The 10,983-nt window shown below is 39.4% G+C and carries 5 protein-coding genes and 1 other RNA gene; 3 read left to right on the top strand and 3 right to left on the bottom strand.

Annotated features, from left to right (window positions below; all coding sequences use genetic code 11):
- Window positions 1-97: 97 nt before the first annotated feature.
- The 3 genes from WG904_RS16160 to gltB all read right to left on the bottom strand — a co-directional run bounded on the left by WG904_RS16160 (window position 98) and on the right by gltB (window position 7,447).
- The gene (locus WG904_RS16160; protein WP_339580371.1) at window positions 98-1,339 is read right to left on the bottom strand and encodes an erythromycin esterase family protein; all 1,242 of its coding nucleotides are present in this window, start codon (window positions 1,337-1,339) and stop codon (window positions 98-100) included.
- A gap of 129 nt (window positions 1,340-1,468) precedes the next feature.
- Window positions 1,469-2,935: a glutamate synthase subunit beta gene (locus WG904_RS16155; RefSeq protein ID WP_339580370.1), complete on the bottom strand. Its 1,467-nt coding sequence runs from the start codon at window positions 2,933-2,935 to the stop codon at window positions 1,469-1,471.
- Window positions 2,936-7,447 (bottom strand): glutamate synthase large subunit, encoded by a 4,512-nt coding sequence (gene gltB, locus WG904_RS16150; RefSeq protein ID WP_339580369.1) that lies wholly within the window; start codon window positions 7,445-7,447, stop codon window positions 2,936-2,938. It lies immediately after the preceding gene.
- Between the two features lie 305 nt (window positions 7,448-7,752).
- Here gltB and ffs point away from each other — a divergent pair.
- The 3 genes from ffs to WG904_RS16135 all read left to right on the top strand — a co-directional run bounded on the left by ffs (window position 7,753) and on the right by WG904_RS16135 (window position 10,964).
- Window positions 7,753-7,852, top strand: an RNA gene (gene ffs / locus WG904_RS16145) — signal recognition particle sRNA small type.
- 67 nt (window positions 7,853-7,919) lie between these two features.
- Window positions 7,920-8,579, top strand: coding sequence for a fructose-6-phosphate aldolase (gene fsa / locus WG904_RS16140; RefSeq protein WP_339580368.1), 660 nt, complete (start codon window positions 7,920-7,922; stop codon window positions 8,577-8,579).
- A 330-nt stretch (window positions 8,580-8,909) separates the two neighbouring features.
- Window positions 8,910-10,964 (top strand): OPT family oligopeptide transporter, encoded by a 2,055-nt coding sequence (locus tag WG904_RS16135; protein ID WP_339580367.1) that lies wholly within the window; start codon window positions 8,910-8,912, stop codon window positions 10,962-10,964.
- Window positions 10,965-10,983: the final 19 nt, after the last annotated feature.

Raw genomic sequence — 10,983 nt, 5'->3', positions numbered from 1 at the left:
AAGTTGTTAGCATACTAATATCGGAATTCTATTGGTGATTTTTGGAGATTTGATAATTTAGAAGGAGTCTAATCATCAATAACAAGTGTATAATTAGCTATCTAATTTTGTTACAGGGGTACATGTCTCTAATGTAAAAGATTCCATCGAAAACTTGATTCCATACTCCAGAGCTAGTTGCGTGCCCTATGCCTTTCATGTAAAAATTGCTCATAATGTTCGATTTCTGAGTATTAAATTTTTTAAAATCTACAAAACCATACTCAATTTTCTCTCCCACCCACTCCTCAAAACTATTTTTAAGCGGTTTCTGAACGGTAAATACCCTCGGGATACTAACCCTTCCTGCAGTGCCATTTCTCGACGTAAAGCCTAATATATAAGTTTCATCTGCTAATGCACTATTCTGCACAAATACATTACCCATAGGTTGTTTAATGACAACGTTTTTAACCAGATCGGGTCTTTTAAGTATATGGCCACTATGTGCCCAAACAATAACTTTTTCATTTGGATACTTATGATTTACAATCCATTGTAAATTTTCGGCCATCTGTTTATCTCTAATGATAGACATTTTGCTTGTTTTCAACAACCTAGAAATCGTCATCGAGTTGCCCGATTTTAGATTCTTAAGCAACATCATTTCAAAAGTTGTACTATCATTTCTAATTAGCTGTTGTGTAATCGTAGCTAATGCATTTCCGAATAATGTATGCTTTTTCACGTCATTCCCAAAAAGCACAGAATCGACATAATTAAGAAAATCGGTTTGGTAAGCAAGGGTATTGGTAAATTGTATTTTCTGTGCACTAAGATAATCATCTACAAATTTTCTTAGGTTTTTCTTACTATAATATCCATGAATCTGACTGTCGAATCCGGTAATCTGGAGGGGATTAGTGTTAAAAGAATTCGGAACATACTTGTATAATAAATTCTCACATTCCTTACAATAGGTCCAAACTCCCCAAATGTTTTGTTTTAAGAATGGGTTAATGGCCTCAGCTTGTTTATCTAATTTCTCCCAACCTTTGGTTAAGGCGAAAAAATCGCTCTCAAAAGCTAAGACATTAAAACCTTTTTTCTCATGAAGATATTTAATCAATCGTGTTTTAGCCAAAAAAGTGGGTGCATCTCCATGATCTTGCTCTCCAAGCATTACTATCCTAGAATCGCCTATGGCATCACCAATTGCCTCTACATCTGAAAAATCTAAAGAGTCAGGGACGACTGTTTTGATAGTAACGACATTTTCTTGTACGTATTCTTTAATGTCTCTTTGGGCATAAGATTGGATGTTAATGATTGATAAGATGAATACGAAGAGTTTTTTCATTGTCACACTAATTATGGTCTATAAAAATACATAGATCATAATTAGCTTAGCAATTAATTAACATACATTAACAACCGTCATCGGATGGCGACCAGCATCATGCCTATTGACATCCGATGACGGAAAGAACTAAGCATAGGCCACCGAATCTTTACTTGGCAATTTGCTATAACCCATTAAATATTCATCCACCTTACGGGCAGTTTCCCGACCTTCAGAAATGGCCCAGACTACTAGCGACTGACCTCTACGCATATCTCCAGCAGCAAAAATCTTAGGAATATTGGTCTGATAAACTCCTTCTACAGCTTTTACATTACCACGGTCATCTAATTCTACTCCTAATTTCTCCAATAGACCTTGTTTTTGGGGATACAAGAAGCCCATTGCCAACAATACCAACTCGCATGGATAAACTTTTTCAGATCCTTCTACTTCTTTAAATCCACTTGCTCTACCGTTCTCATCAATATCCCACTCTACATTTACCACTTTTAAGGCTTTTAAGTTTCCTTGCTCATCGGCTATAAATTCTTTTGTATTTACTGCCCAGGTTCTGCTTACACCCTCTTCGTGTGAGGAAGTTACTTTTAAGAGCATGGGGTAGGTTGGCCAAGGCATGTATGTAGCTCTGGTTTCAGGGGGCATGGGCATAATCTCGAATTGCGTAACTGATTTTGCACCCTGACGATTTGAAGTACCAATGCAATCAGATCCGGTATCGCCACCGCCAATTACTATTACATTTTTACCAGTTGCTTTAATCTCTTCATCGACCACCTCGCGCGAACTCACACGCTTATTTTGTTGTTTAAGAAAATCCATCGCAAAATGAATGCCCTTAGCTTCGCGACCCGTAACGTTTAGATCGCGCGGAATGGTAGAACCTCCTGCTAAAACTAAAGCATGGTGATCCCTTAAAAGCGAGCTTAATTCGATATTCTCACCAACATTGGCATTACAACGGAAAACAACGCCCTCTTCTTCCATTAATTTTATGCGACGATCTACCACATCTTTCTGCAATTTAAAATCTGGAATACCATAGCGCAATAAACCGCCTGGCACATCATCACGTTCAAAAACAACTACTTCGTGTCCTGCTTTATTTAACTGAGCAGCAGTGGCTAAGCCTGCAGGACCTGAACCAATTACGGCTATCTTTTTTCCACTTCTGATTAAGGGTGCATGCGCTTTAACATAACCCTTTTCGAAGGCAATTTCGATAATATGCTTCTCAATTTCTTCGATAGCAACGGGCGATCTGTTAATTCCCAAAACACATGCACTTTCGCATGGGGCCGGACAAATCCTACCCGTAAATTCAGGAAAATTGTTAGTACTTAGTAAAATCTCAGCAGCATTTTGCCATTCGCCTTTATACACGGCATCGTTAAATTCAGGAATAACATTTCCCAATGGGCACCCCGATTGGCAAAAGGGCACACCACAGTCCATACAACGAGCAGCTTGTTTATTCAATTGCTCATCGGCCAGTGGATCTAAAAACTCATTATAATGTTGTAGGCGAGCTACTGGTTCTTGTCTTGAAGGCGAAACTCTTTCGTATTCAAAAAATCCGGTTACTTTTCCCATTTAGTTAATCTTTACTTGTGAACTACGTTGTAATAATACTGCTTTGTACTCTTTAGGGAATACCTTAACGAATTTACCAGATTGATTGCTCCAATCGCTTAATATAAATTCGGCAACCCTACTGTTGGTTAATCGGATATGATTTTTCAAAAGAGCAGAAATTCTTTCTTCGTCTTCGGCTTGTAGCGGATCTAAATCGACCATTTCACGATTGCATTTTTTAGCAAAATCGCCCTTCACATCGTAAACCCAAGCTAAACCACCACTCATACCGGCAGCAAAATTACTACCTGTATCGCCGATTACGAGCACCTCTCCCCCTGTCATGTATTCGCAACCGTGATCGCCAATGCCTTCAACCACCGAAGTGGCCCCCGAGTTACGTACCGCAAAGCGCTCTCCTGCTTTTCCTCTAATGTACAATTCGCCCGAAGTGGCTCCATAAAGGGCTACGTTACCGACAATGATATTCTGTTCAGGAACATAGTTAATGTTACCAAATGGATAAATCACCAATTTCGCACCCGAAAGTCCTTTACCAACATAATCATTTCCTTCTCCCTCGAGGGTTAACGAAAGTCCCTTTGCTGCAAAAGCTCCAAAACTTTGCCCAGCAGAGCCAAAGCATTTAAAATTAATGGTGTCTGCAGGCAAGCCCGCACCTTTATGAGCTTTAGAAATTTCGTTCGATAACATGGTACCAATGGCACGATCTGTATTTTTAACTTCAAAGTTTGCAAAAACAGGCTCGTTATGTAAAATTGCTGGTTGTGCTTTTTCGATCAGTTGATGATCGAGCACACTCTCAAGTCCATGATCTTGTTGTTCAGAATTATATAAGGTGCCGCCAGTATTTGGTTCTTTATATAGTATTGGCGCTAAGTTTATATATTTAAGTTTCCAATCGGAATCGTTTATTGGACGCATCTGCAAGGCATCAGACTGACCAATCATTTCTTCGATGCTTCTAAAACCCAGTTCGGCCATAATCTCTCTTAGTTCTTCGGCTAAAAAATGGAAAAGGTTTACCACATGATCAGCATCACCAGTAAATAGCTTTCTTAATTCTGGATCTTGAGTAGCTACTCCAACCGGACAGGTATTTAAATGACATTTACGCATCATGATACAACCGGTAGTTACGAGTGCGGCAGTAGCGACACCCCATTCTTCTGCACCTAATAAAGCAGCAATGGCAATATCTCTACCTGTTTTTAATTGTCCGTCGGTTTGCAAAACTACTCTACTTCGCAATCTATTTTTAACAAGCGTTTGATGCGCTTCAGCTAAACCTAATTCCCACGGCAAGCCTGCATGTTGTATAGAGGTGAGTGGCGATGCACCGGTTCCACCATCATATCCAGACACTAAAATTACATCTGCATGTGCTTTAGCAACCCCAGCAGCAATGGTACCCACCCCTGCTTTAGATACTAACTTTACGTTAATTCTAGCTGCTCTATTGGCATTTTTTAAGTCGAAAATCAACTGTGCTAAATCTTCGATCGAATAAATATCGTGGTGAGGAGGTGGCGAAATTAACCCTACTCCTGGTGTAGCGTGACGAACTTTAGCAATCCACTCGTCGACCTTGTGGCCAGGAAGCTGACCACCTTCACCAGGTTTTGCGCCTTGAGCCATTTTAATCTGCAACTCATCGGCATTGGTTAAATAATAACTAGTTACTCCAAAGCGTGCAGAAGCAATCTGTTTAATGGCCGAGCGCATCGAATCACCGTTAGGCAGTTTTTCGTAGCGCATTTCATCTTCACCGCCTTCTCCAGTATTGCTTTTTCCGCCAATTCGATTCATGGCAATGGCTAAAGTAGAGTGTGCTTCGTGAGAAATCGACCCGAACGACATTGCCCCAGTGGCAAAACGTTTCAAGATATTTTCTACCGGTTCTACTTCATTTAAAGAAACAGAAGACCGTTTATAGTTAAATTCTAATAAGCCACGAATGGTATATGCTTGGGCGGTTTGCTCATTAATTAATTTCGAATACCTTTTAAACGTAGCAAAATCATTTCTTCGCGTTGCGTTTTGCAATAAGTGAATGGTTTCTGGATTAAACAAGTGTTTTTCACCTCTTCGTCTCCATTTATAGGTTCCGCCTGCAGATAAGAGATGTTCCGACTGTGTTTTAGTACCGAAACTTCTTTTATGTTTAATTAAGGTTTCGAGGGCTATTTCGTCGAGCCCTAATCCGCCGATGCGCGAAACAGCACCCGTAAAATGCGTATTAACCACTTGTTCGTTAATGCCTAAAATCTCGAAAATCTGAGCACCATGATACGATTGTAAGGTAGAAATTCCCATTTTAGAGAAAATCTTTAATAAGCCGCTGTTTACAGCATAGATATAGTTAGAAATTAATTTCTCTGGTTTTAATCCACTTTCCTCATCAAAACCTTTGATAGTTTCTAAGGCTAAATACGGGTTAACTGCAGTAGCGCCAAAACCGATTAATGTTGCAAAATGGTGTACTTCCCAAACATCGCCAGCTTCTACCACGATACCCACAGCACCACGGTAACCTTTTCTTATCAAATGATGATGAACTGCCGAAACAGCCAACAAAGAAGGAATGGCGGCGTGTTCTGAATCAATTGCTCGATCGGACAATACAATAACTTGAAATCCATCTTCAACCGCATCAACTGCATAACGGCATAAGCGGTCTAAAGCTTTAGCCATTGCACCTGGTTTATCGTTTGCCCTAAAATAGGTTTGTAGCGTTTTAGATTGGAATAAGCCTGTATCGATACTTCTTAGTTTTTCGAGCTCTAAATTGGTTAAAATCGGATGTTTAATACCTACACAGTGGCATTGCATCTGATTTTCTTCTAATAAATTACCGTTATTACCCATAAAACCTGCCAAACTCATCACCACTTTTTCGCGGATGGGGTCGATAGGCGGATTAGTTACCTGTGCAAATAATTGTTTAAAGTAAGACGATAAATGTTGCGGTTGCTTAGATAAAACAGCCAAAGGTGTGTCTGTTCCCATCGATCCGATGGCTTCTTTTCCTTCGATCGCCATAGGTTTTAGTAGCAGCTCGATATCTTCGCGACTGTAGCCAAAAACTTGTTGATATTTAAAGATCGAATCTTTGGCCAAGTTGGTAAACATTAACCTCGGTTCTGGTAATTCTTCTAATTTAATCTGATATTGATTAATCCAATCGGCATAAGGCCTACGGGTGCAAACTTGCTTTTTAATTTCATCATCGCTGATAATACGGCCTTGTTCCATATCTACCACAAACATTTTGCCTGGGGTTAAGCGTCCTTTTTTAATTACGGTACTTTGATCGATGGCTAAGGCACCTGATTCAGAGGCCATAATTACACGATCGTCGTCTGTTAATACATAACGCGACGGACGTAAACCGTTACGATCTAATGTAGCACCAATTAAATTACCATCGGTAAAGGCAATTGCAGCTGGTCCATCCCATGGTTCCATTAACGAGGCGTGAAATTCGTAAAATGCTTTTTTAATCGGATCCATGTCTTCGTTGCCATCCCAAGCTTCGGGAATAAGCATCATTAGCACATGCGGCAATGAACGACCTGCATGTAATAACAGTTCGACCACATTATCTAAACAACCTGAGTCTGACTGCGTTTCGTCGATCACAGGCAAAATCATATTTAACTCATCTGCTGTAAAATAAGGAGAAGCGAACGATTTAACACTCGACCTAAACCAATTTAAGTTACCTTGAAGCGTGTTAATTTCTCCATTATGGGCAATGTACCTAAAGGGTTGGGCTAATCGCCAAGAAGGAAAAGTATTCGTTGCAAAACGTGAGTGGATAAGGCCGAAGGCAGACACCATGCGTTTATCGCTTAATTCGGTAAAATACGTACGTACTTGTAATGAAGTAAGCTGACCTTTATATATAATGGTGCGTGAAGAAAACGAAGCGATATAAAAATCTTGTTTACTCCCTGCAACTGTACTATAAATTGTTTTAGCTAAATAGGTTTTGAGAACGAACAATTTACGCTCGAAATCTGCACCTTGAGGAATATGATAAGGCCGAGCGATAAAAACTTGCTCAATTTCGGGCTCAACAGATAAGGCCATTGCTCCAATATCGGTGGTATCTACTTGTACCTTTCTGAAACCCAAAACCTCTAAACCTAATTTTTCTGCTGTGCGATAAATAATTTCGCGGCATTCTTCACGTGCTCGGATTTCTTTAGGTAAAAAAAGCATTCCAACGCCATAATCGCCATATTCTGGCAGACTAAAGCCTGTGCGTAAACATTCGTCGAATAAAAATTCGTGTGGAACTTGAATCATAATTCCGGCTCCATCGCCTGTATTTGGTTCGGCACCACATGCACCACGGTGATCTAGGTTTTCTAGTATGGTAAGGGCATCGGATATAATTTGATGTGATTTTCTGCCCTTAACGTGGGCCACGAATCCGATACCACAGGCATCGTGTTCAAAGCTTTTACGGTATAATCCTTGGTGTTCATTCAAGTTCTCCATCTGTTCTCGTTCTGGTTTGATAGTTAGTGTATAGGAAACACTAAGATAGTGATTTTTTATCTCAAATTACATTATCCGTAATATTTTTGGAATATATTTATATTATATGTTTCGAATGGTTTCTTTTTTGCCATTTTAGCAATTTCAATCGTTATCAATTACAAAAATGATAATTCGATAAATTACTATTTATGCATAGTAATTCATTTAGAAAGATAAACACCTATTAATCAAGCTTCTAAAATTTAACCTAAAAAAACCGACATTTCTTTTTGTAGAATGCATGCTTTTGCTACCTTTGTGCCGGGCAAGTCTTTTACGATCAGCTCCCTTTGAACTCCCCCAGGGCGGGAACGAAGCAAGGGTAGAAGGTTGTAGCGGTGCGATAAAAGTTGCTTGCCCATTTTTTTTCCTTCCTGTTTTTTATGAACCACCAGCGCCTTCTGGCTGCTGAATTTAAAATTATAAACAAATGAAGTTTTTTATTGATACGGCAAATTTAGCTCAAATTAAAGAAGCGCAAGATTTAGGCGTTTTAGATGGCGTAACTACCAATCCTAGCTTAATGGCTAAAGAAGGTATTACAGGAGATGCAAATGTAATTAATCACTATAAAGCCATCTGCGATATTGTTGACGATAATGTAAGTGCTGAAGTAATTGCAACCGATTACGAGGGTATTGTAAAAGAAGGTGAAGCTTTAGCTGCGCTTAACCCTAAGATTGTGGTTAAAGTACCAATGATTAAAGACGGTATTAAAGCAATTAAATACTTTTCTGGAAAAGGAATTAGAACTAACTGTACATTAATATTTTCTCCAGGTCAGGCTTTATTAGCTGCAAAAGCAGGTGCGAGTTATGTATCTCCATTTTTAGGTAGATTGGATGATATTTCTACCGATGGTCTACAACTGATTGAAGATATTCGCTTAATATTCGATAACTATGGTTATCCGACAGAAATTTTAGCCGCTTCTATTCGCGGTCCACTGCATATTGTTGCTTGTGCAAAACTAGGTGCTGATGTAATTACTGCACCTTTAGCAGCCATTACCGCCTTATTAAAACACCCATTAACCGATAGCGGTTTAGCTACTTTTCTAGCCGATCATGCGAAAGCAAGTGGGAAATAACTAGCTAATTTGGAAATGTGCTGATTAAGTAATTAGCGGATATTGGTAAATAGCATTTAGAGTTTCGCAACAACGAAACTCTTTTTTTATGCACTATTCGTCATGCCGAATGTAACGTGACGAAGATACATCTATAGATCTCTTGCCATGATTAAATAATCATACCCCTGTGTGTTTAATGATGATTTAATCATAGACGGTTCGTGATTTAAAACACCGTCTATATCTAAAAAAATTGCTTTTTGCTTCATGATGTAAAGATAAAATCGTAATACCTACTCTTCTATATATTAATAAAAAAAATTAACTTTATTCGACCAACCCCAACAAATGAGCAAAGAAGAATTTAAACCTTTTGTACCTGCAGAAAGCAATGTTGCAGAATTTACCCTTAAATCTATACTATTAGGCTGTATTGCTGGAATAATTTTTGGCGCTGCTACCGTTTACTTAGCCTTAAAAGCGGGGTTAACGGTTTCAGCTTCTATCCCAATTGCGGTTATTGCGATTACCTTGGGTAAGCGATTTTTTAAAACAACAATACTCGAAAATAACATCATCCAAACCACAGGATCAGCTGGCGAAAGTATCGCTGCGGGCGTGGTATTTACGTTACCTGGGTTTTTGTTTTTAAGTACGGGTATTGGCGGCCAGAGTTCTGGTGAAGCATTTTTTAACTACATGACCATTCTTATCCTAGCTATTTTAGGTGGTATATTAGGCACATTAATGATGATCCCTTTAAGAAGATCATTAATTGTAAAAGAGCACGAAAATTTGCCATATCCAGAGGGAACGGCATGTGCATCTGTATTGCAGGCTGGTGAAAAAGGGGGATCTTTTGCGCGCACTGCCTTTTGGGGATTAGGTTTCTCCCTTATTTATGCACTTTTGCAAAAGGTATTTCATGTAGTTGCCGAAGCCCCAACTTGGGCAAGTAAACAAACGAATAAGTTTTTACCATCAGCACAGGTAAGTGGTGAAATTACGCCTGAGTATTTAGGTGTAGGTTATATTATCGGCCCGAAAATATCAGGTGTACTGGTTGCCGGTGGCGTTTTAGCCTGGCTAGCGCTTATTCCCTTACTTTCTACGTTAATTGATCCTTTAACTGCAGCTAAGCAATTGGTTAAGCTAGGTTTGCTAGCCGATATCAAAAAAGCTGGAGGTGCTGGGTCATGGGACCCATTTACACAAACCTTTGCCGATTATCCTAGAGCTATTTATCAAGCTTTCGTAAAGCAAATTGGTGCTGGTGCTGTAGCTGCTGGCGGATTTATTACCCTTTTAAAAACAATCCCTACCATTATATCATCCTTTAAGGAAAGTATTGGATCTATTAAAGAAGGAAAATCTGGCGTTGCGGTTAAACGTACCGACCGAGATCTTTCGATTAAATTGGTAGGCATTGGAAGTCTAGTTTTAATCTTATTAATGGCTATTTTACCTCAAATACCTGGAGATAGCATTTTCAATAAGCTATTGATAGGTGTATTGGTAATTATTTTCGGGGCATTTTTCGTAACGGTTTCTAGCCGCATTGTAGGCTTGATTGGTTCGAGCAACAACCCCATCTCGGGGATGACCATTGCCACCATTATGGGAACATGTTTAGTTTTCGTTGCTGTTGGGTGGACAGGTAAAATTTACGAACCGATGGCCTTGGTGGTTGGCGGAATGATTTGTATTGCTGCAGCCAATGCTGGGGCAACTTCACAAGACTTAAAAACAGGCTATTTAATTGGAGCGACACCAAAATACCAGCAGATAGCCTTGTTTATTGGTGCAATTGTTTCGTCTATCGTAATTGGTTTAACGGTACGAATTTTAGATACACCAACAGCGGAGATGCTAAAACAAGGAATTCATCACGCTATAGGCACCGAAACCTACGCCGCACCACAAGCTACATTAATGGCTACCTTAATAAAAGGGATGCTGTCGTTTAACCTCGATTGGCAATATGTATTGGTTGGTGTTTTTATTGCCATCACAATCGAATTATGCGGTATAAACGCACTTTCTTTTGCGGTGGGTGCTTATTTACCACTCTCTACTACCCTTCCTATTTTTGTGGGTGGTGCTATAAAAGGTTTGGTAGATTGGCGTTCAAAAAACAAAGCAAAAACTCCAGAAGAAGAAGAAATAGCCCCAGGTAATTTATTCGCTACTGGATTAGTTGCCGGTGGTGCCATTGCGGGAGTTATTGTAGCTGTTTTAATGGTTATTCCTTCGGTAAGGGATAATTTAAGCAAGGTAAACATCGAACCACTATTTATCAGCTGGTTTGGCGATTCGGGCTATCAGATTTTAGGGGTATTGTTTTTCTTGTTTATGGGTTTTGTATTGTATACGATTGGGATTAAGAAGCGAGATAAACTATAAATGAACGTAATGGAGATTT

Origin of the sequence: Pedobacter anseongensis, from assembly GCF_037482965.1 — a bacterium.
GTDB lineage: Bacteria > Bacteroidota > Bacteroidia > Sphingobacteriales > Sphingobacteriaceae > Pedobacter > Pedobacter anseongensis.
Note: the sequence above shows the minus strand (reverse complement) of the source record. Positions and strands in the feature narration are given on the sequence as shown.